Origin of the sequence: Vibrio sp. 1CM8B (assembly GCF_023161685.1) — a bacterium.
GTDB classification, from domain to species: domain Bacteria; phylum Pseudomonadota; class Gammaproteobacteria; order Enterobacterales; family Vibrionaceae; genus Vibrio; species Vibrio coralliirubri.
In genome coordinates, this window is record NZ_JALNTU010000004.1 from 52,055 (window position 1) to 73,366 (window position 21,312).

Annotated in this window: 18 protein-coding genes; 9 read left to right on the top strand and 9 right to left on the bottom strand. The window is 43.4% G+C overall.

What is annotated here, in order from left to right; all coding sequences use genetic code 11:
* Nucleotides 1-213 (bottom strand): DUF1656 domain-containing protein, encoded by a 213-nt coding sequence (locus tag MSG36_RS09100; RefSeq protein WP_004730923.1) that lies wholly within the window; start codon nucleotides 211-213, stop codon nucleotides 1-3.
* A gap of 235 nt (nucleotides 214-448) precedes the next feature.
* Here MSG36_RS09100 and MSG36_RS09105 point away from each other — a divergent pair, with 235 nt between their 5' ends.
* Nucleotides 449-1,363, top strand: a complete 915-nt coding sequence (locus tag MSG36_RS09105) for a LysR family transcriptional regulator (protein ID WP_248367409.1) — start codon at nucleotides 449-451, stop codon at nucleotides 1,361-1,363.
* A 71-nt stretch (nucleotides 1,364-1,434) separates the two neighbouring features.
* Here MSG36_RS09105 and MSG36_RS09110 read toward each other — a convergent pair whose 3' ends face one another.
* From MSG36_RS09110 to MSG36_RS09120, 3 genes are all read right to left on the bottom strand, one after another.
* Nucleotides 1,435-1,992 carry a PhnA domain-containing protein gene (locus tag MSG36_RS09110; RefSeq protein WP_048608355.1) on the bottom strand — a complete coding sequence of 186 codons (558 nt, stop codon included), beginning with the start codon at nucleotides 1,990-1,992 and terminating at the stop codon, nucleotides 1,435-1,437.
* 223 nt (nucleotides 1,993-2,215) lie between these two features.
* A complete protein-coding gene (locus MSG36_RS09115; RefSeq protein WP_248367412.1) occupies nucleotides 2,216-4,663 on the bottom strand; it encodes a VolA/Pla-1 family phospholipase in 2,448 nt (815 codons plus the stop codon).
* 13 nt (nucleotides 4,664-4,676) lie between these two features.
* On the bottom strand, nucleotides 4,677-5,936 hold the full coding sequence (locus tag MSG36_RS09120) for an outer membrane protein transport protein (RefSeq protein ID WP_248367415.1): 1,260 nt from the start codon (nucleotides 5,934-5,936) through the stop codon (nucleotides 4,677-4,679).
* 357 nt (nucleotides 5,937-6,293) lie between these two features.
* On the opposite strand from MSG36_RS09120, the gene MSG36_RS09125 reads away from it, so the two are divergent.
* Nucleotides 6,294-7,376, top strand: a complete 1,083-nt coding sequence (locus MSG36_RS09125) for a site-2 protease family protein (RefSeq protein WP_248367417.1) — start codon at nucleotides 6,294-6,296, stop codon at nucleotides 7,374-7,376.
* A 137-nt stretch (nucleotides 7,377-7,513) separates the two neighbouring features.
* Here MSG36_RS09125 and MSG36_RS09130 read toward each other — a convergent pair whose 3' ends face one another.
* Nucleotides 7,514-8,302: a M48 family metallopeptidase gene (locus tag MSG36_RS09130; RefSeq protein ID WP_248367419.1), complete on the bottom strand. Its 789-nt coding sequence runs from the start codon at nucleotides 8,300-8,302 to the stop codon at nucleotides 7,514-7,516.
* A 140-nt stretch (nucleotides 8,303-8,442) separates the two neighbouring features.
* Here MSG36_RS09130 and MSG36_RS09135 point away from each other — a divergent pair, with 140 nt between their 5' ends.
* From MSG36_RS09135 to MSG36_RS09155, 5 genes are all read left to right on the top strand, one after another.
* On the top strand, nucleotides 8,443-8,868 hold the full coding sequence (locus MSG36_RS09135; RefSeq protein WP_004730936.1) for a hotdog fold thioesterase: 426 nt from the start codon (nucleotides 8,443-8,445) through the stop codon (nucleotides 8,866-8,868).
* A 95-nt stretch (nucleotides 8,869-8,963) separates the two neighbouring features.
* The gene (locus MSG36_RS09140) at nucleotides 8,964-9,197 is read left to right on the top strand and encodes a DUF3389 domain-containing protein (protein ID WP_248339004.1); all 234 of its coding nucleotides are present in this window, start codon (nucleotides 8,964-8,966) and stop codon (nucleotides 9,195-9,197) included.
* Nucleotides 9,198-9,351: 154 nt separating this feature from the next.
* Entirely contained in the window at nucleotides 9,352-11,043 is a 1,692-nt protein-coding gene (locus MSG36_RS09145) for an SgrR family transcriptional regulator (RefSeq protein WP_248367421.1), read from the top strand.
* A gap of 49 nt (nucleotides 11,044-11,092) precedes the next feature.
* Entirely contained in the window at nucleotides 11,093-11,998 is a 906-nt protein-coding gene (locus MSG36_RS09150) for a DMT family transporter (RefSeq protein ID WP_248367422.1), read from the top strand.
* Between the two features lie 21 nt (nucleotides 11,999-12,019).
* The gene (locus tag MSG36_RS09155; RefSeq protein WP_017060071.1) at nucleotides 12,020-12,271 is read left to right on the top strand and encodes a hypothetical protein; all 252 of its coding nucleotides are present in this window, start codon (nucleotides 12,020-12,022) and stop codon (nucleotides 12,269-12,271) included.
* Nucleotides 12,272-12,380: 109 nt separating this feature from the next.
* On the opposite strand, the gene MSG36_RS09160 is transcribed toward MSG36_RS09155, so the two are convergent.
* A complete protein-coding gene (locus MSG36_RS09160) occupies nucleotides 12,381-12,989 on the bottom strand; it encodes a DUF2238 domain-containing protein (RefSeq protein ID WP_017069655.1) in 609 nt (202 codons plus the stop codon).
* 201 nt (nucleotides 12,990-13,190) lie between these two features.
* Here MSG36_RS09160 and MSG36_RS09165 point away from each other — a divergent pair, with 201 nt between their 5' ends.
* Together MSG36_RS09165 and MSG36_RS09170 are read left to right on the top strand one after the other, a co-directional pair.
* A complete protein-coding gene (locus MSG36_RS09165; protein ID WP_052879583.1) occupies nucleotides 13,191-14,030 on the top strand; it encodes a 2OG-Fe(II) oxygenase family protein in 840 nt (279 codons plus the stop codon).
* A 574-nt stretch (nucleotides 14,031-14,604) separates the two neighbouring features.
* Complete coding sequence (locus MSG36_RS09170) at nucleotides 14,605-15,225, top strand: DNA-J related domain-containing protein (protein WP_248367423.1); 621 nt, start codon at nucleotides 14,605-14,607, stop codon at nucleotides 15,223-15,225.
* A 125-nt stretch (nucleotides 15,226-15,350) separates the two neighbouring features.
* On the opposite strand, the gene mrdA is transcribed toward MSG36_RS09170, so the two are convergent.
* From mrdA to MSG36_RS09185, 3 genes are all read right to left on the bottom strand, one after another.
* Complete coding sequence (mrdA, locus tag MSG36_RS09175; protein WP_248367425.1) at nucleotides 15,351-17,249, bottom strand: penicillin-binding protein 2; 1,899 nt, start codon at nucleotides 17,247-17,249, stop codon at nucleotides 15,351-15,353.
* A 361-nt stretch (nucleotides 17,250-17,610) separates the two neighbouring features.
* Nucleotides 17,611-19,266 (bottom strand): ABC-ATPase domain-containing protein, encoded by a 1,656-nt coding sequence (locus MSG36_RS09180; RefSeq protein ID WP_248367427.1) that lies wholly within the window; start codon nucleotides 19,264-19,266, stop codon nucleotides 17,611-17,613.
* Nucleotides 19,267-19,386: 120 nt separating this feature from the next.
* The gene (locus MSG36_RS09185) at nucleotides 19,387-21,294 is read right to left on the bottom strand and encodes a GGDEF and EAL domain-containing protein (protein ID WP_248367428.1); all 1,908 of its coding nucleotides are present in this window, start codon (nucleotides 21,292-21,294) and stop codon (nucleotides 19,387-19,389) included.
* Nucleotides 21,295-21,312 lie beyond the last annotated feature (18 nt).

The following is a 21,312-nucleotide window of genomic DNA, read 5'->3' on the forward strand; positions in this document are numbered from 1 at the left end:
TCAGAAGATGGTAATGAATTGACCGATAACGCCGACGAAAATCACGATTAGGCTTAATTCGGCAATTGCAGGAAAAGCGACATATTTATGTAGCCCAAGTTTTGTCGCGATTGAGCCAGTCAATATCGTCAATACATAAGCTAACGCGATAACCAATAGTAAAGGAGGGAAGTAGATCTCACCCCACACGAGTTCATGTGGCATTGTGTTCATGGGCCTGTCTCTATCGTTTTAAGAAGGTAACGATAAAGGAACTATGGCAATGTTAATAATCGTATATAGAGGATCAGATCCATCAAATCCAGACAGGTTTAGGTATATACTAGGAAGGATAGGCAGCAAAGGTACAAATCAGTAGTTACGTTTGCGCTGTCTTTTTATCATTATTATTCTGATGCAGTAGATGTTTTTATCTCGTATGCATGACTAAGAAAGTAAGCACATCAAAATGAACTTTAGTATTGAACAACTTCTCGCGTTTGTGACCGTCTATGAACAGCGGTCATTTAGCAAGGCGGCGGTAAAGCTTAACAAGCACAGAACGACCGTGGGTCAGGTGATTACAAACTTGGAAGATCATCTTGCGGTGAGTCTTTTTGAAAGGGTCGGGCGCTCTGTTGAACCAACGGAGGACGGGCACCTCCTTTATCACTACGCAAAACAGACGATTGAGCAAGCTCGTACTTTTGACAAAGTGGCGTTGAGCCTCTCTTATGGTGGGTTAGAGAAAATAACAATCGCGTATTCTAGTTTCGTTCCACAACGTGTTTTGGTCGATATACGAAAACGACTTAAGCACGATTTCCCAATGATGCGAGTGAACTTTCTGGTTAGGAATAAGAACGAAATAAAACAAGGAATACAAAGTGGCGAATATCACTTTGGACTTGTGAATGCACACAATAGCCGAGCGATGCATAGTTTTGATTCTACTTTCCTTGGGCATTTTGAGTTCTATCCGTTCGGACAGAAAGGGGGAGAACTCTCACATATCGATAAAGAAGAAGTATTAGTCGCACTTAGGAACTCTAAACAGTTCGTATTGAAGTCTCTGATTGATGAAGGGATGTCTGAAAAGATTATCGTAAGCTCTGACTATGAGGAGATCGATCAGCTTTCGTTAATGATCAAAATGCTTGAAGAGGGTTTTGGATGGGCACTTCTTCCTAAGGCTTTTTTTTCCGACTCTGAATTTTCAAAACATTCAATAGAGCCCATTCACTCTGCGCAAATGGTGGAAGGATTCAAATTTGGATTCGCGTTGTGGTGTCCGCACTCGAAACAAGTCAGTGGTATCAAAGGCTCTTTGGTGTCGGTTATTAAAGAGTACCGCGAGCAACTTATTGATAGTTTTAAGTCGTGAAAATTTGAGATATTAAAAAGGCGCTAATTATTCATTAGCGCCTTTTAGATTTTGCTCAGCGAAAAGAAGAATTACTTCTTACGGCAGAACTCAGCGATTACGTACATTGATTGACCGCCGTTTGTTTTACCAGAAACAAGCTTAGGATCGTCACCAACGCTGATGCCACGGATAACAGTACCTTGCTTAATCACTTGGTTAGTACCTTTGATTGGCAGGTCTTTGATTACTGTTACGTCGTCACCTTTTTTAAGTTCAACGCCGTTCACGTCAAGTGGCTTATCATCAGCAGACATGCCGATTTGTGCCCAAACTGACGTTTCTTCTTCAAGGTACATCATGTCTAGCGCGTCTTGAGCCCAGCTTTCAGAGTTAAGACGAGTAAGTTGACGCCATGCTGTTACTTGAACTGGCGCTTCTTGGCTCCACATGCTGTCAGTCAGACAACGCCAGTGGTTGATATCTTTAGGATCGTCAATCTCACCAAGACATTTGTCACATACCATGATGCCGTGATCCACTGTTACGTGGCTGTGTGGCGGTACTGCGTATGCAGTAAGAGAAGAATCAGAACCACATAGTTCACATTTAGATTGGCAGCGTTCTAGCATAGTAGCTTCAGAAGACATAATGGACTCACATTTATTAGGTATTAAATTACGGGGCTATTATCCACTTTATTTACAATAAAGAAAGAGGTCGTACGGTATTCTGTCTTGATTAATTTTAGCTGAGATCAACCATTTGTGTTTTAAAGTTTTATGCAAACGGTTAACTAGGGAAGGTTAGCTAGTCACAGAAACAAAAATGCCAGCGGTTAGGCTGGCATTTGGTTTCATTTAGAACTTATTATTATTCCAATACAGAACCTGCGTTGGACACTGAATCCAACTTGTTGTCAGAGAAGAAATCAACCAGTTCTCTCTGAATTTCCAAGTAGTGATTGTAATCCGCTGGAGGAGTTCCTTTATCTTGAGGTGCAATTGCGGTTGAGTGCTTAGCTACTGCATTAAACTGAATAAACTCGCGAGTAACTGACGTAGAAGGAGTTGTAGCTGATGCACTTATACTGTTCAAAACAAGCTTGTTAGCTAACGGCTCAGTGCCAGCAAATGGCGCGTTCCCAATCAAAGGATTATTGATAACAGCGTTTGGTACAGTTTCATCCCCGTCAGCTTGAAGTATTAGTGTAGGCAATGTGTCACTGTAATCTCCCGCATTGGTATAAGGATCGATTACATCTAACACCGTTTGGCTGGAATAAGCGAACTGAGCAAGTAGGGCTTGGAGGCTCGCCTTATTCTCAGAGTCTAAAATAAAGTCATCCACACACTGTGTCATCGTGTAGCTATTCGGTTCACATATTGTTGTGTTGTGTGCTGCATAACTTGCTAATCCTCCTAGCGCGACGTTGTGTATAACAATGCCGCCAAATGAGTCTGACCCCAATAATAAGTTTGAAATTTGACCACCGGAATTAGCAATTACACTAGATGAAAACGCATAAATTGCATCTCCCGCAGGGTCATTAATTGTTTTGTTAGCTTGTGCTAACGCAGTAACACCAACAATTCCACCTAGTGAATGTCCGAATAGTCTAGGGTGGTTGGTCGTTGTGTTATCTATAGTTGCCAAAGGTGTTGATGTGAACGCGCCCTGACCTTGGTTAGAGGATAGTGCCACTCGTAACCCAAGCACATCCATAACACTTTGTCGTACATTGTCACGCGCGACAGGTAAGTTAGTAAGGTTTAGGTATGCCAATAGGTTAGCATTCGCTGAACGTTCATTTGGAATTTTATCTAAGCTACGAGTTCCATGCAGTGGCATATCGATGCCTATCACAGCAATACCTTGTGCAGCAAGATTCGCAGCAAATGCATAAGCGTTTTCTTTAAGACTAGTAATACCGTGTTGATAAATAACAATTGGCATTGGAGCGCTAGGAGTGGTTACAGGCGTAAACAAGATAAACTCTACATCTTGCAGTGATTTAACTTGCGGTACGGGAGCATATCGAGTGATGACACGTTCGGTGTCTAATGCATTGCCGTTACTTAAAGTTAGATCTGCACCAACAAGTTTAAGTTGTTCTGCGGGGTCTGTAGCAAGCTTTGTAAGATCTATACCTAAGCTTACAAGCTGTGCAGCCATATTGGCTTTTTCATTGTTGTCTGCAATAGCTGACGACACCTTGACAAGGCTAGGCATGCCTGACTCAAATGGTTGCGAGTTCCATTCGGTTGTTCCTGTTTCCAAGTAGTACGGTAGTTTTACATTACCCTTGGTGACGTTAACTGTGCCATTTAACGCTCCTCCCGTATAACCTGCTAACATAGCGGCTTTAGTGGAAGCCTCCATAAATGTATCAACAGTAGTATCCGCGGCCAATGCAATCGCCAATTCTTGTGTAGTACCAAATGTCATTTGGTAGGCAGATGATAGGTCTATATTATTTGGATTAGCACTGCCTTTCCATACTTGTGCCATTCCACCCTGAGCTAAAGCGGACGCAGTCGCTGCTTTTGTTGAATAGATGGAACTACCGACAGATTCTGTAGTAAACCAAGTCGAGTAAATGATGTTTTCAGTATCAAGGTTAATCGCACCTGCAGCAGTCGCTCCAGCAAAGATCTTTTCAACACCTTGAGTGACTTGCTGCGCTTGAGCAATGCTACCTTCGGTATAGGTTACTACACTTGATTTCAAAGCCGCATAACTTGGTGACATACCAACCGGATCACCATTGGCATCGGTTAGTTCATTCGACAGCGCCAATACGTACTCGCTTGAAGCATCAAGAGATTCGTTGAATACAATGGTGAATGTGTCAGTTGAGGCGCTAGATATAACCTTGAAGTCCTTACCTAGAGTCAATATTCCAGCGACACTTGGGGGTGTTTCAGAAGTAAGCGAGCCACTAAGCTTTAATAGGTAAACACCACCAGTTGCGACACCATCAGCTAAACCTGTGCCTTCAAAGTCCATGATGATTGGCATTGAGGTAGACCAACCATCCATTGTATTCATTGCTGCAATAGGGTTGGTTAATGTGTCATCACCGCCAGTAGGCAAGCCAAGTGTACCGTCGCTAGCATCCATCAACGCGAAACTAGGAAGAGGAACAGCAATATCAGCACCCGTTAATTGAAACTTGATGCTCGTCGCTTGTGCGAGTGAATCTTGAATGTATTGCTCATATTGAATCGCTGTTGAAGCACCTGAACTCGAAGAGTCATCACCACAACCAGCAAGAAACATTGCTGAAGCGAGCAGCGAAACATTAAATAACTTTTTCATGTTTTAATTCCGTTTAGTTGAAGGTGTAGTTCATTTGAATTGCAGATAGGTAAGCGACTGCATCACCAGAGAATTCAAGTTCCTGACCAAGTTCATTGGTTTCGGTGAAATCACCTTCTTTACTTTGAACAAGAGCGAAACCAGCATCGATTGAAAGGTTAGGGCTGTACTGATAAGTCAAACCTGCGCTGTACCAGAAACGGTCGCTATCAGGGATGCTTAATGTCGCTTCACCAGCTTGCTCGTCATAAGCTAAACCTGCTCGTAAAGTCCACTCTTGATTCAACTGGTAAGTAGCACCCAATGAGTAACGGTTATTGTCATCGTAGTCTTCGGTCTTTTTAAAACACTTGCCACTTACACAATCTGAACTTGTCGCTTTAAGCTCTTTGAAGCTACTCCACCCAGTTTGTTGCCACCCGTAGTGAATTGCCCATTGGTCGGTCAATTGGTGGAAAGCTGAAATTTCAATAATTGAAGGCAACGTGATTTTTAAACGGCCCGTTGTTGTCGTAGCACTGCCTTGCACGATGCTGCCCGTGTAATCAGTAAAGTCACCATCATCAAAGTCGAGGTCTACCTCTGAACGATAAGCGATAGAGAATCGGTTGTTTTCATTCAGTTCATATAACGCGCCCACGTTCCAACCAAATGCAAATGTTTCACCTGTCATACTGATCAGTTTTGTTGAGGCAGGATCTCCAGTGATGTTTGAAATCGAACCTTGGTGACGATTTAGTTCAGCCTCGGCGTAAACAAGGTTTGCACCCGCACCAACACTAAACTGGTCGTTAATTCGATACGCCACATTGGGGTTTAAGTTCACTGACACTAGTGAAGTATCACCTGCAAGATCACCCGCATAAATATCATCTGGGTAATCGGTAGCAACGCCGTAGTTAGAAAACATACCAATGCCCCAAGCCCATTTATCGTTGATAGGGCTGATGTAGTATGCGGCAGGGACGACTTGAAGTGGCGCTACGTCTTTAGATACTTGGCTTTGTCCGCCAGAACCTGGAACATTGTTTTGAGTAATATCTACTTCTGGATCAACGATAGAAACCGCGCCTGAAAATTGGGCTGTATCAAATAGGGTCATTGCGGCGGGGTTTCTCGCTAGTACACTCGCGTTATCGGCTACAGCGCCTTCACCTGAGAATGCGCGACCAAGACCTGAGGCAGAATGCTCAGCAACTTGGAAGCCAGCCGCAAGTGAATTGCATGCAAATAGCACAGAAAGCGAAACGAGAGAGCGTTGTATTGTTTTCATCCTTGACCCTCCTAGGGCATCGAATTTCATTATTATTGTTTGAAAACACACTGAGCATTGTTGGTGTTGAAGCTCTAATGTAAACGGTATGTTAAATTCATGTTTTATATAAAGTCAAAGAAATAGTTGTTATTTTGAGAGGTTATATTTTTGAGGGGCGGCACTCTAACACTAATAATATAATTACAATCAATGCTTTATCCATGGTTGGAGGTGTGACCAGAATGTTTATGTTAGCTATTGGTACAAAAAGTGTTCAATTGCTCAATATGTAACAACTTTGTTTATGTTTACCGTCGATCGCTAAATCGGCATAATATCGACACTCGTTAGAAGTCTTTAAATTGGAATTTAAGTTTGGAATTACTCGCGATAGAGTTTCTTGGTAAACCGCTTCGTTTAGAAGGGTCAATGGCAGGGTGGCAACAGTTGTATTGGGACAACACTCTGGTATCTCAATTAGATGCGACCACAGATCAAGAAGACGCACGAAAACACGAATTTACACTACGCGCTGGAGATGAAATGTTGCAGTGTCACGTTGAGTCGACCGTTCAGTGGCAACCGTTTGAAATGACGTATAAAGCGTCGGTGAATGGCCAAACCATTACCGAAGGCAATCGAAACACCAAAGATATCGAACAACAAACTCCTGTTATCGCTCCTAAACCAGAGAAGCGTTTTAGCCTAATTGGGTTGGTGTCGCTTGGTATGAAAGCGCTAAAAAGCGCCAAGCTAATCAAGGTCGTACTTGCTTCTGCGAGTTTAGCGGCCTATTCATGGTTGTTTTCAATTCAGTTCGCTTTGGCCTTAATCGCTTGTTTAATGTTCCATGAGTACGGTCATATTAGAGCGATGAAATACTTCGGCATGAAGACCAAAGGCATTTATTTGATACCATTCCTTGGTGGTTTAGCGTTATCCGATGAAAAGATTAATACGCGCTGGCAAGATGTGGTTATCTCAATAATGGGGCCATTGTTCGGCCTGATATTGTCGTTAGTATTTATGGTGCTGTATTGGGCTACTGGAGAAATGTTCTTTGCCGGCCTTGCGGTATTTAATGCTCTATTAAACCTGTTCAACCTATTGCCGATTTTGCCTCTCGATGGCGGACATGTTCTTAAAAGTATCAGCTTCTCGATGAACAGTGTGCTTGGTATTGTGTTGTGTGTCGCGGCTGCCGTTGCTGGCGTGGTATTGAGTTATCAGTTGAATTTAACCCTGTTTGGTTTCTTATTGATTATGGGTAGTGTTGAAATACTGTTCGAATGGAAAGGACGTCATCACAGTCACTTGTTACCGTTAGACAAATACGGGCAAGTCGTGTCGTTCGTTTGGTATGTGGGTTTAGTGAGCAGTTTGATCGGTGTTATCTGGTATTTTGCATCGACCGGTGACCAGCTATTAAGCCTACCATTACAAATTCTTGGTACTTAACCAGTGACTTTCTGTTGTTGGAATTATCCAGCTGCTTAGCGCACTTGAACTGTTAGAAAGCAAGAAACTAAAAACGCCCTAACCAATATGGATAGGGCATTTTTGTATTTACACCAGCTAGGCGATTCTTACTTAGATTACGCTTTGCAATTTGGTTTTGGTGACCCTGATTGAGGAAGCGTTTTTATCGTCGCTTGCAGATCTTTAATACGCGTACTGTGGGAAGGGTGCGTAGAAAGCAATTCTGGCGGTTGATTACCGCCTGATGCTTTCGCCATGTTTTGCCACAAGTTGACACTTTGGTTTGGATCGAACCCTGCTTGAGCCATATACTCTAAACCAACAACATCGGCTTCAGACTCTTGAGTTCGCCCATACGGCAGAATAACGCCATATTGGACGCCTAATCCTAACGCGGCCATCGTCATACCTTGATACTGTTTGTACTCAGATGCGCCTAACGCGACGTTAGTAATAGATAAGCCAGTATTAGCGATTTTAGACTGAGACAGGCGCTCATTACTGTGGTCCGCTAGAACGTGTGCCACTTCGTGACCAATAACCGTTGCGAGTTGGTCTTGATTGACTGCAACCTTAAGTAACCCTGTGTATACACCGATTTTTCCGCCAGGTAGGGCGAATGCATTCACTTGGTCACTATCAAACACAACAACTTCCCATTCACTAAAACCTTGTTTAGGAATATATTGAGTGATGCTGTTCGCTACGCATTGTACATAGGCGTTAGTTTTGGCATCTTTGCTGATGGGTTGTTCTTTTTTCATTTGTTCAAAAGATTGTGCTCCAAGCTGAGACATATCTTTATCTGAAAAAAGCAGCAATTGGTTTCTGCCTGTCGGAGAAGCGCTACACGCGGTTAGGCCTGCAAGTGTGAGAAGCGAGGCAAACTTCATCCATGACGTCATACAATATCCTCTGTGTATTCGGTTTTTATGCATGTTAACATCAACTTGCGTAATAACTAAGGGCTGTAAGATAACTAACAGCCAGTAATATAGAAAAAAGCTATGCACGCGATAACAAGATCAATAATTAAGGAACCCACATGAGTATTTGGAAAAAGCCCGTTGACCTAGATACCTTCAACGCGACCTCAAAAAATACCTTAATTGAACACCTCAACATTGTTTACACCGAAGTAAATGACAACTCTTTGGTGGCAACCATGCCGGTTTGTCATTTTACGCACCAACCACTGGGTATGCTTCATGGCGGAGCATCAGTTGTGCTAGCAGAAACGCTTGGCTCATTGGCAGCAAACTTCTGCGTACCAGAAGGCTATTATTGCGTTGGGCTCGATATCAATGCGAACCACGTAAGGTCAATGCGCGAAGGGCACGTCATCGGTACTGCTGAGCCTATTCACTTGGGCGTCTCTACTCAAGTATGGCAGATCAATATCACTGATGAGCGTCAACGCTTAGTTTGTACCAGCCGCTTAACCATTGCCGTGAAGAAACATAAGCGATAACAGAGTAGGCAGTCGTACGCTGGTTTTGTCTTTAGAAGAAGTAATCAGTACTTAGAACAAGCAATCAGTATTTAAAGAAGTAACCCGAGAAGCCCATGGTCATAACGTTTAAAAGTGGAAAAGTCATCGCAACCGCACATGAATTGGTTGTTCGTTTAGATGGTGAGCATAGAGTCACTTTGCAAGCTCAAGTTGATGCAATTCAATTGATCGGAAAAGGGGCAAATGTCATTTCCGCTAACGGTTCTGAGTGTAAATGGTCGATAAAATTAGACGATGAACAGCAGCTTCGTGAAATCGCCAATGAAATTGGCTGCGATGTAACGTAATCTTTTACGGTAAAAGCACTTAACCCTTTAGATTGAATAACATCTTAGGATGTCGTACTCAATAATTCACAATAAAATCGTGTCAGTAATATTGATTTTACGCCATAAAATAGGGAAACTGAATTCAATGTCCTTTGAATAAGTTTTCCTCTTTATGAGCAGCCCAAGACTTCGCGTTCAATTTGAAACCCTGTTTGAATACTTCGATGGTAAAGATTCTGATGTTCAACTCGACGACATCACGGATGTGCTTTGTTGTACCCGTCGTAATGCCCGAATGGTACTCAACAAGCTTGAAGAAGAAGGGTGGGTAGAGTGGTTACCAGCAGCTGGTCGAGGGAAGTTATCTCAACTTATCTTTAAACAGAATCGTTGTGATGTCAGCGAGAACCTAGCAAGACGCTACTTGCAGGAAGGAAAAATTGGACAGGCGCTGTCAGTGCTTGATCACAATGCTGCCAAACTCACCCAAGTTATTCAAAACTACTTGGGTGTACAGTATCAAGAAGGCGAACAAGTTATTCGTTTGCCTTATTACCGACCGCTTTCAATGCTTAACCCAACCAAATCGATGCGTCGTTCAGAGCAACATATCGCTTGTCAGGTATTCAGTGGGTTGACTCGTCTAGATGAGAATGACCAGCTCCAACCCGATCTGGCTCATTCATGGCAAAAAATCAGCGATTACCAATGGCGATTCTTCTTGAGACCCGGTGTTCGCTTTCATAACGGGGAGCCTCTGTTAACCAATCATGTTGTGGATACACTGCTTGCGCTCGAACCTCTCAACATGTTTTCTCATATCAAAGATGTCTCTTCACCTGCAAATTGTGTTGTAGATGTCTTTCTCACACGCCCAGACAAGTATTTTCCGCTCGCGCTAACGGAGTCGGTCGCCAAAGTCACTTTACCGATCACGTTACGTGGTGAAGATTACGATATTCGACCGATTGGAACGGGACCTTATCGCATTGAAAAGAACGACGAGAAACAACTCGTGTTAACCGCTTTCAATGGGTACTTTGGTTTCAGACCGTTAATTGATCGCGTTGAAGTTTGGGTGGTGGATGAGGCTTATTCTTCAATGGTTTACCCAAGTCTCTCTAAACCTGTAATGGCCGACCGTGGCGATAGCGATGAAGTAGAACTCGATCCTGGCTGCACGTATTTACTGCTCAATAGAAAGAAAGGTATTGCACAAGATCCTGCATGGGCACAGTTTTTATCTAACGCGTTGAATGCGGCGGATCTGTTTGTTCATATTCCAAAAGAGACCGTTATCGATTTGGGCGTACTGCACGCTTATGGCATAAAACCTGGTTGGTATGACATAAAATTGAAGGTGCCAGTTTGTCCACCAGCAAATTCCAAACCAACGATAAGATTGGCGTATCAATGCCAACACCCAATGTTTCCAACGCTTGCCAAGGCGATTGTCACGGTGCTGAAGCAATACAACGTTGATGTTGATCTTTACGGTTACGAAACCGATCCTCCGCACGCCGATGATGTTGATGTTTGGATTAACCCTATGGGTATCGCTAATAACAGAGACGACGCTTTAGCCGGTTGGCTAATGGACTACAGTTTTCTTGATGAATCTAGCCCGGCAGAAGACTTCGACCAATGGTGTCAAATGATTGACCGTTGGCGTTCGGGGGAATTCGAGCAATTTCCAGCACGACAGTTAGGTAAACAACTGGTCCAAAGCAATCAATTAATTCCAATGTTCCATTGCTGGTTAGGCGTTAATAAAGATCAATGTGGTACGTTGCAAAACGCGAAATGTAATGCATTAGGTTGGTTCGACTTTAGCCAAGTTTGGGTGAAGCCTGACGTTGATTGAAATCCAACAAAACTCAATTAGGACCAAACAACTCATTTAGGAAAAAACGATGCAAACTCTGATGGTTACATTTATTACGCTGGTGGCATTTGCTGCTAATTCAGTTTTGTGTCGCTGGGCCTTAATGGATCAAACGATTGATCCTTTGAGCTTTTCGATCGTGCGCATCTTATCTGGTGCGCTTACACTTTTGATTTTAGTAACGTTATCTTCCCAATCTAAGTCTAAACGTGAGTTAACAAACAACACATCGCTATACACAAAGCTCAAATCACAGTTTCAACTCACATCAATATTGTCACTGATCGTGTATATGTTTGGTTTCTCGTTTGCTTACTTAGAGCTTGGCGCAGGTCTTGGTGCTCTGGTGTTGTTTGTCGCGGTGCAATTTACGATGATTGCCGCGCACTTGTTTTCTGGCAACAGAATGTCACTTATTGAATGGGGCGGATGTTTGTTATCGGTAGCAGGGCTTGTTTATTTATTAATGCCAACGGAATCGACACAGGCACCTGATTTAGTTTCTATCATCTTGATGTCTCTGGCCGGAGTTGGGTGGGGCATTTACACATTGGCAGGAAAGAAATCGCTAAACGCATTGCAATCGACAACCGCTAACTTTGGATTCAGTTCGCTAGTTATCCTTTTGGCATTAAGCTTGTTAGTTTTGATTCCTAATGCGTTAACGCAAGTGTCTATCACTGAACAAGGTTTGATTTACGCGGTTATATCGGGCTCTGTGGCTTCTGGTGTGGGTTATAGTTTGTGGTATTACGTGGTGAAAAAGCTGAATACAGTGGTGGCGTCTATTGCACAGCTTTCTGTTCCAGTTATCGCGACACTTGGTGGCGTATTACTGTTATCTGAACCTGTCACCATGCAATTTATAGTCTCATCAACCGTTATACTCCTTGGGATAAGCTTGGTTCTTGTCGCCCCTAAACTTAAGAAATAAAGAGTTCAATCATTAACTTCTATGGCTAAACCAAACAAGAAACAACCAACCAAGACGGTTCAGATTTTCTGTGCCAAATGCAAAACGCAGCTTTTTAAGTATCGGAAAGGTGGCAAAGGTGCACTCGTGAAATGTTTTAAGGAGCGTATCGTTGAAGATTTCACGACAAAACCATGTGTGTGCCCTGAATGCGGGATTGAATTTGCGCGAGACACCTTGGTTCGAGGTACACCAGCCTACAAGTTTGTTGGTGGCAAGGTGACGATGAAATAAGCAGTCATATTTTGTAACGAGCAAATAATGTTGAAACTAAAAATGCCACAGCACGGTTTGTGTGTGGCATTTCAACGTTGTTTTTGATACTCAGAGTAAAGAATTGAGCTCAGTAAGCTCTGACACGCCCTTGAAGCTTAAGAAGTAATAGCGAAACAATTGCGCCCGTGGTGTCACACAGCATATCTTTCTGTGCATCCCAAATATCACCTTGTGAACCAAGGAACGCGATACCTTCATCACCACCTGCGATCTCCGCGTACCACCACTCGATAATTTCATAACCCGCAGCAACACTCATGATCGCAAATAGAGCAAAGAAACATGCCAGTACCGGTTGAGCCAGTTTTTTACGAATTAAGTACTCAGCGAGTGGGTAAGCATAAAGGCCAATAGAGAAATGCGCGACACGGTCAAAGTTATTCCGTTCTGAACCTATCATGTTATTGAACCAATCAAATGGCACTTCCGCGAAGGTATATTTTGCGCCTATCGTATGCAAAATCAGCCAGATAAACATCAAAACGTAAGCTGTCTTAGTGAAGGTGAGCTTGGTTGATAACCACCAAATACCCACCAATATCGCAAGCGCTGGGACAATTTCGGCAATCCATACTGCTCTTGAAGAAGGAGCAAACGCTGAAAATAGAAACACAATCAGATACAGCGTCGTCAATGACAGTAATGGTCGATTTTGAGCAAGTGGCGTGATTGTCATATCAAGATCTCTCGTCGAAGTTTTTAATAGTGTCACACAATATTGAACAGTGTTTAATTGAGCTTTAATCACCAGATTTGTTGAAAAGTAGCGTTATCGCCCAGTATCTAGACAAACGGTTGCTAGAGTTTCACAAAAGTTTGATTTACAACAAAGCGATCCTTAAAATCGCTCTATTACTACATAACAAGAAAGAAAGTCATGAAACTGGAAACTGTCGATTACCTTGCTGACGACGCAGCAGAACAATTTGTTCGCTCTCTACGTGAAACTGGTTTTGGTGTTCTTAAGAACCACCCAATCCCGAAAGAGCTTGTTGAGTCAATTTACGAAAACTGGTACCAATTCTTCATCTCTGAAGAAAAAGAGAACTTCCACTTTAATGTTGAAACACAAGATGGATATTTTCCACCTTCAGTGTCTGAAGTTGCTAAGGGCCACACTGTAAAAGACATCAAAGAGTACTTTCACGTATACCCTTGGGGCCAAATCCCTGAGCAGCTGAAAGAACAGATTCTAGATTACTACCAACGTGCGAATGCTTTTGCTCAAGAGCTGCTAGGTTGGGTTGAAGCTCATGCTCCTAAAGAAGTACAAGATAAATTCTCTATTGCGTTATCAGAAATGATCAACGGCAGTGAACAGACTCTGCTTCGTGTTCTTCACTACCCACCAATGCAAGGTGACGAAGAGCCAGGTGCAATCCGCGCTGCGGCACACGAAGACATCAACTTACTGACGGTTCTTCCTGCTGCAAACGAGCCGGGCCTTCAAGTTAAAGCTCAAAATGACGAGTGGCTAGATGTTCCATGTGACTTCGGTAACATGATCATCAACATCGGTGACATGCTTCAAGAAGCATCAGGTGGTTACTTTCCATCGACAACTCACCGTGTAATCAACCCATCAGGTGAACGCCAAGAGAAGTCTCGTATCTCTTTGCCTCTATTCCTTCACCCGAAACCAGAAGTAGTGCTGTCTGAAAAGTACACAGCAAACGAATACTTAATGGAACGTCTAAGAGAGCTTGGCGTTATCTAGTAAGTTCAATGCTTCGTCCCTAAAATTGGGATAGATGTGAAAGGTCAGCTAAATCGCTGACCTTTTTTGTATCCGGACCAAAAAAGAGCGGCTTTATTACTAGGGCGTGTTGATCTTTCGAGCTGATTTTTGCAGCGAGTTGCTGGGTATTTATACAAGGCAGAGGCATCGATGTGTAGCTAGCCTACATGAGAAGCCGATAACGTAGTAGAAATGACCAGCAAACGCTGCCCGAAGGGTTCGGCTAAAAGCGTTTTACTCTTTGTTGAGGGAGATTTGCTTAGAATGACTAGGCTACTTCTCCCTCGCCGCGATTAAAACGCTTTTATCTCGAACAAAATTTAACCGCTAAAGGTCAACACGCCCTAATGGTTGTATTCAACGAAATGGTACTCAGTTTTGACGATGAAAGGTGCCTTTAAGCCAAGCGTAGAAAGTTGTTTGTCCTTAAGCTCGACAAATCGTAGAAAATCGCTTTCAATTAAAGAAGATACGCAACGGATGCGAAACAGGTTACCTATAGTATCCACTGTTCTAGAAATCCATTAATTCAGAGAAGCTAACTGAGTCAACTATGTCGAATCATCAAGATCTGAGAGCAAACTTTCATTGCCATATGGAAAATCCATTGCTTTGGCCGATAATGGAAGTGCTTAAGCAAAAGCCAAGCGGATGGAAAGTACACACATTAGCGGCTCACCTGAACGACCTTGGGTTTGTGCCAGTGTTAGATGCAGTGCCTGAGAAAGAGTTGTTTAAGAAGAACTTCCTTATCATGAATGCGCTTTATCAGCTTCAAGAAACCTTACACCCTGAAGGTTGGCTCCAAGTCCAAGCGATGGACATCGAATTGATGAATGGTCGTTATCACGGAAGCAGTCACAGCATCGATCATCAAGACCCACTTCGAGAATACTACATTAATTGGGTTAACTATGAAGCGGACGAAGGCGAAGTCAAAAGGCTGTTGAACGAATTTTGGACTCGGTACAGAAAGTTTGTGGGCGGTGTTGAGCTCGATATGGATCGAAGCCGAGCGTTGAACCTGTTTGAGTTACCTTTAGACGCCACTCACCATGAGATTAGAAAACGTTGGCGACAACTGGCGTTGAGGTGGCATCCAGACAGAGACGAGGGCAACACCGCAAAATTCCAGACGCTTTGTGAAGCTTGGCATGTATTAAGAAGCTCGTAAGCGAAGGGGGCTTTTAGCTGCCTAGTTGAGTAGAACCATAAAACAGAAAGCCCCACATTGTGAGTGACACAAGTGGAGCTTTGTCGTTATTACGCTATGTGTTGGAACGACTTAAGTTATTTGCGCTAGGAGTGATCTTTACTCTCACCACTTTTATGTTCAAAGGCATAGTCGAGTACTTTACGGATATAAGGCGCACCGACTTTTGAACCACCGTTACCGTGTTCAATAACCACAGTTGCGACATATTCAGGGTGCTCATACGGTGCAAAAGCCGTGTAAAGCGCGTGGTCAAGTAAATGCCTAGCGAGTTTCTTTGAGTTGTAGACCTGATCTTTCGCAAGATCAAACACTTGTGCAGTTCCAGATTTACCGCCGCTCGTGTATTCAGTTCCCTTAAATGCACGTCTACCGCTGCCTCGACTACCGTGGTTTACGAGTCGCATCGCGTTGATCGGTACATTCCAAATTCTATCTGGTACTTCAGTAATCGAGGGCATTTGCTCCGGTTCGACAAGTTGTTGCGTACTGAATTCTTCGCCGTGAGCTAAGGTGGCTCTCAAGATATGAGGGGGCATCACCTTGCCATGATTAACTAATACCGACGTTGCTTTAGCAAGTTGCATTGGAGTGGATGTCCAATAACCTTGGCCAATACCAATCGGAACTGTGTCACCCTGATACCAAGGAGTGCGATAACGCATCATCTTCCATTCTCGAGTCGGCATGTTGGCGGTACTTTCTTCATAGATATCGATGCCTGTCGGTTCACCAAACCCGAATCGGTTCATCCAACTTGAAATTCGGTCAATACCCAAATCAAAAGCAGTTTGATAGAAGAATGAATCCACCGACTCTTCAATGGCTTGAGTGACATCGACGGGTCCGTGACCCCAACGTTTCCAGTCTCGCCACGATTTAGAGTTTCGTTTAGAACCAGGAATTCTCCAAACGCCGTGGTCGTTACGAATCGTATCTTCAGAGATTACATGTTCTTGCAGTCCTGCCACAGCCATAAATGGTTTAACGGTTGATGCAGGCGGATAAACACCTAAAGTGGTGCGGTTGACCAACGGGTGAGCAGGATCATTCAATAAGCGTTGATAGTTCTTACTCGAAATACCGTCGACAAATAGGTTAGGGTCGTAACTCGGGCTGGATGCCATTGCCAGCACGCTGTTGTCTTTCGGATCGAGAATAACCGCGCTTCCAGTTCTGTGATCAAGTTGCTCAAAGACGTATTTTTGCAGCTCAAGGTCGATATTTAACACGATATCTTTGCCAGCTACAGGCGGCACGTACTCAATGGTTCGGACTATTCGGCCACGGCTGTTTACTTCGACTTCTTGATAACCTTTGGTGCCGTGCAGGATATCTTCGTAATAACGTTCAACGCCGAGCTTACCTATGATTGTTGTAGCTTGATAATTCGCTTCTATCCCTTGTTCTTCAAGCTTTCTGAGATCGCTATCATTGATGTGCGCCACGTAACCAAGAACATGGGTAAGCACTTCACCATTCGGGTAAAAACGCTTTAAGCTGGTATCGATAGATAAGCCGGGGAACTGGTACTGGTGCACGGAGAACTTAGCAATCTCTTCTTCCGTTAAGTTCTCTAGAATAGTCACTGATTTAAAACGGCGGGTGTTGTGATAGCGTTTTTTGAAACGCGCGATCTGCTCTGCATCACGCGGGACATATTTGTCTAGCTTGGCGAGCATTGCATCGACATCATCGGTTTGCTCTGGAATCATCGTCAGATCAAATACAAGCTTGTTTTCTGCAAGCAACACGCCATTACGGTCGTATATAAGTCCACGAGTAGGAGCGATAGGTAATACTTTGATTCTGTTGCCATCGGCACGAGTTTGATAGCTTTTAAAATTTTCAACTTGAAGTCGGTATAGATTACCGACTAAGACAAGAGTGAACATCAAGATCCCACAAAACGCGACGATTACGCGGTTTTTGAATAGGTTCACTTCGATTTTATGGTCACGCATCTTAACGCGTTTATGATTCATTGAAGCCTCAAGGTTTTGTTACATTTGGTTACACCTGTCGAATCGGGACTTTATCTGAATATCACTAGGGTTTTGTAAAAGCTATGTCATGATTTTTGGGATCGACAGTATTAGATGGCACTAAACAGCGCCTATAGTTTTCTTATTGCACAAGATGATAAGTAATTGATGTAAAGATTGGTTTTATGAATTTCTAAAGTTCAAGAGTTTTGATGACACTAGAGGTTAGATAAATTTACGGCCCTCAGAATGAGAGCCGTAGAAGGTTAATTTGCTTACTTAGTGGCTTAGAAGCTTTAGTAAATTAGAAGATTAAAACTTCAAAAGCCAAGAAGCACAGTAAATCCGATATTTAACGAAATCAGTTCGAAGGCTTGAACTGAGATTTACGCATACGGTTGAGAGCAGCCATCACATCTAATGTTCTTGGCTTCGCTAGGTCACCGTAGTTAGGCATGTTAGCGTGCCATTCATTTTCTAAAATAGCGTTAAACTCTTTCGCAGGGTTGTTTGACCAACCTGGAGTTTGTGCGAATTGGAACCAAGCCCAACCGATCGCGTTCACTTCAGACGGTGATTCTAACTGCTCAAGCGCAGAAAGGTCTGCGAATTCCTTACCAAAACGCAGTGACTCTTTACCCTTCGCGTTAACACGGAACTTACCGTCAGTCAGAATGTTCATGAGTGAAGCACGGTTCAATGAACGCGGCACAAACGTTTCTAAAGCAGTTTCACATTCATTAGTACGTTGAGTAGGGTGCTGAGCAATCACGTCTTTTGCTTTTTCAGTCACATCTACCGCTTGGTAGTCGTGCATTTGAATCACAGTGTTCGCGACATCTAGGTAATCACCAGAACCGCCCATTACAACAATGGTAGAGATATCCATCTCTTCACGAAGTTGACCAATGCGATCGACAAGTGGTGTGATTGGCTCATCGCCTTTTGACACTAGTGCTTGCATACGCTCATCACGAATCATGAAGTTAGTCGCTGACGTATCTTCATCGATAAGTAGAGTTTGAACGCCGGCTTCAATCGATTCTTGTAACCAAGCCGCTTGAGACGTAGAGCCTGACGCATCTTGTGTGCTGAAATCAGACGTGTCTTTCTGCATTGGTAAATGGTTGATGTAGTTTGACAGGTTCAAGCTGTGCACACATCGACCATCTTCAGCGCGGATCTTCATCGTATCAATCGCAGTTACAATGCCTTCGCGACCGTCACCAGGAATATGGTTGTAGATAGAACGTTCAACGGCGTTCAACAGTGTCGATTTACCATGGTAACCACCACCAACGATCAGCGTAATGCCTTTTGGAATGCCTAGGCCAGTCACGTCACCTTGGTTTGGAGTGTTTAAAGTAACACTCAATGATTCTGGAGCCGCGAAAGGTACCGCGTCTTTCATCGGAAGGTCGCAGTTACCCGCGATACGAGGTAACACACTGCCATTTGCAACGAACGCCGCTAGGTTGTTTTCATCCAATTGAGCACGCAGCGCTTCTTGGTCTTCAATCGTTTCACAATGTTTGATCATTGCATCGATGTTTAACTCACGCTCAAGCGTCGCGCGACGAATAAATTTCGGTAAGTAGAAAGTGATGATGTTGTTCGCTTTCTTAGCAAGAATGCTACGACCATCAGCTGGTAAATTAATACGGAAACGAATTTCGATGCCGTGGTCTGTGAATACAACAGCTGTGTTGTCTAATACGGTTTGACCCGTCAGGGCGATAGACACGGTCGATTCTTGTTTCGCGAACTCAGAGAAGCTACGTGCGATAAAGTCACGAGCAGCTACTTGGTATTCGTAAGATTTTTCTTTCAGCCAATCTAACCCGGTCAAAGACCACGCGCGCGTTGCACGAAAACGAGAAGCTGACGCGTATGGGTCACCTTGGATGTGGTCGATGTGTAATTCAAAATCAGCAAAGTCGTATTGACCTTTAATTTGTTGATATGCACGGTAGTTTTGTTTTTCGAGCTTTTTAAGCTTTGCAGTCAACTGATCCATAACGAGGAATGCCTATATAAGGGGAAAGATAAAAACAGAAAGGCGGCGATTATAAAAATCACCACCTTTAGAGTAAAGAGAAAGTAGGCCTAAATCCAAAACTAACTGCTCTTTTTCGCTTTAAGCGTAACGAGTTGTCCCCAAATAGTTTTGATTGATTAAGCTGTGTTCGAATTCTTGGCTCGGCATTGGCCTTCCATAAAGGTAACCTTGGCCCACATCGCAGCCTTCATTGATAATAAATTGCTCCTGAACCTCCGATTCTATGCCTTCAATCGTCACTTTTAGGTCGAGCTTTTTGGCAATTTGGACTATAGAACGAACAATTTCCGAGTCTTCGTTTGAGTTAAGCATTTGGTCGATGAAGCTCTTATCAATCTTAATGGTATCGAATGGGAATTTCTTCAGGTAACTGAAAGAGGCGTAGCCTGTACCAAAGTCATCTAGTGACAATGTAACCCCTATATCATGCAGAGATTCCAAGGTATTCTTGGCAACCACTTCATCAGCAATCAAGCCGCTCTCTGTGACTTCAAGTTCTAAGAAACGAGGCTCTAGATGATAGGTTTCGAGTAGGTGAACCACTTGTTCCGCAAAGTGTATGTTCTTAAGTTGAATCGCAGACACATTGACGGCCATTTTAAAATCGTCGACGTATTCAGACCACTCTTTGGCTTTTTCAATCGCATTGCGCAAAACAAAGCTGCCCACTTCAAAAATCAAACCGTTTTGCTCAGCCATGTGGATCAGTGTTTCGTTAGAGATGTCGCCCAAAACAGGATGTCGCCAACGAAGCAAAGCTTCTGCACCCACCCAACGATGCGTCAACGGACAGACTTTGGGTTGAAAGTAGAGCATAAGGTCATCATTACGAACGGCTTGAAGCAAGTATCCTTCAATCTTATTGATGTGGGTTTGTTCTTCGGTATGAGATTGAGAGTAGTAAGCGAACTTTTGCCCTGAATCTTTGCAGGCTAACATCGCTTCAGAAGATTTCTGCAGAATGCTTTCCGCGTCATCTTCGTCGTTCGTAATTGCAATCCCAATAAACGCGTGCAAATGCACTTTGTCACTTTCGATATCGAATTCTGAATGGCCAACTTTAACAAGCGTCTGGCAAAGCTCTTCAAGGCGATGGTGCAAATCTTTAACGCTAAACGCCAACACGAGATCGACCGAAGTAGGGCGTGCAGTTAATACATCGATATCAGAAATACTGTCGATACGCTTTCGGTATTCAACAAGCACTTGGTCTAACGCGTTATAGCCGTATCGTGCTTGTATGCGTCTGCCGTTGGTAAAACCAATATGAACGACTGCAAATGAGCTGTCTGTCAGCCTTCGCTGTGACAGTAGCTTGTGGTTTAAGCGAGATTCAAATGCGTTTCGGTTTAAAAAGCCCGTACCGAGATCGTGATTCTTTTGGAAATTGATCTTTTGCTCTGCAGCTTTTCGCTTATCAATCTCTTGATTTAATGAATAATTAAGACTCGCAAGATCTTTAGTCCGAGTGTAAACACGGTTTTTTAAGTCTCTATTCATTTGAGTGAGCTTAGCATGCTGAAACAGGGTTTTAAGCTGAGACTCTATCGAGGTGCGAAAGCTCTGTAAAAGCTTGATATAGGTGGGAGTGTAGTGGTTTTCTTTCGAGTCTAAAATGCAGATAGTGCCAAATAATTCACCATTCGGCCAAAGCAACGGAATGCCACAATAAGAGACTAAACCGAGCTTTATGTCTGGGTTATTTTCCCAGGCAGGATCAGCGAGGGCATTGGGCACAACAAGTTGGTGTTGAGACTCCATCACCGTTTCACAGTAAAGCCCATTGCCTAAGGTTTCAGAATCCCCTTTGTTGTATGGATTGTTTTTACTGCGACTAGTAGAGAATACTTCAATGTAGTTGGCGTGAACACGCATGATGAGCGCGGCAGGCACTTGAGTGATTTGAGCTAAGAGGTCAACAATGTTCTGCCAACCGGACTCCATATCGTCTGGAATATCTAAGTCTATCGTTTTTATTTTCTTCATATGACTCCGAGTCAATTA

Bases quoted from the DNA above. Each gene is read 5' to 3' on its own strand.
- MSG36_RS09115 (WP_248367412.1), bottom strand. From the start codon at position 4,663: ATGAAAAAGTTATTTAATGTTTCGCTGCTCGCTTCAGCAATGTTTCTT.
- mrdA (WP_248367425.1), bottom strand. From the start codon at position 17,249: ATGAATCATAAACGCGTTAAGATGCGTGACCATAAAATCGAAGTGAAC.
- MSG36_RS09165 (WP_052879583.1), top strand. From the start codon at position 13,191: ATGAAACTGGAAACTGTCGATTACCTTGCTGACGACGCAGCAGAACAA.
- MSG36_RS09180 (WP_248367427.1), bottom strand. From the start codon at position 19,266: ATGGATCAGTTGACTGCAAAGCTTAAAAAGCTCGAAAAACAAAACTAC.
- MSG36_RS09140 (WP_248339004.1), top strand. From the start codon at position 8,964: ATGGTCATAACGTTTAAAAGTGGAAAAGTCATCGCAACCGCACATGAA.
- MSG36_RS09145 (WP_248367421.1), top strand. From the start codon at position 9,352: ATGAGCAGCCCAAGACTTCGCGTTCAATTTGAAACCCTGTTTGAATAC.
- MSG36_RS09110 (WP_048608355.1), bottom strand. From the start codon at position 1,992: ATGTCTTCTGAAGCTACTATGCTAGAACGCTGCCAATCTAAATGTGAA.
- MSG36_RS09100 (WP_004730923.1), bottom strand. From the start codon at position 213: ATGAACACAATGCCACATGAACTCGTGTGGGGTGAGATCTACTTCCCT.
- MSG36_RS09170 (WP_248367423.1), top strand. From the start codon at position 14,605: ATGTCGAATCATCAAGATCTGAGAGCAAACTTTCATTGCCATATGGAA.
- MSG36_RS09120 (WP_248367415.1), bottom strand. From the start codon at position 5,936: ATGAAAACAATACAACGCTCTCTCGTTTCGCTTTCTGTGCTATTTGCA.
- MSG36_RS09185 (WP_248367428.1), bottom strand. From the start codon at position 21,294: ATGAAGAAAATAAAAACGATAGACTTAGATATTCCAGACGATATGGAG.
- MSG36_RS09130 (WP_248367419.1), bottom strand. From the start codon at position 8,302: ATGACGTCATGGATGAAGTTTGCCTCGCTTCTCACACTTGCAGGCCTA.
- MSG36_RS09155 (WP_017060071.1), top strand. From the start codon at position 12,020: ATGGCTAAACCAAACAAGAAACAACCAACCAAGACGGTTCAGATTTTC.
- MSG36_RS09135 (WP_004730936.1), top strand. From the start codon at position 8,443: ATGAGTATTTGGAAAAAGCCCGTTGACCTAGATACCTTCAACGCGACC.
- MSG36_RS09150 (WP_248367422.1), top strand. From the start codon at position 11,093: ATGCAAACTCTGATGGTTACATTTATTACGCTGGTGGCATTTGCTGCT.
- MSG36_RS09160 (WP_017069655.1), bottom strand. From the start codon at position 12,989: ATGACAATCACGCCACTTGCTCAAAATCGACCATTACTGTCATTGACG.
- MSG36_RS09105 (WP_248367409.1), top strand. From the start codon at position 449: ATGAACTTTAGTATTGAACAACTTCTCGCGTTTGTGACCGTCTATGAA.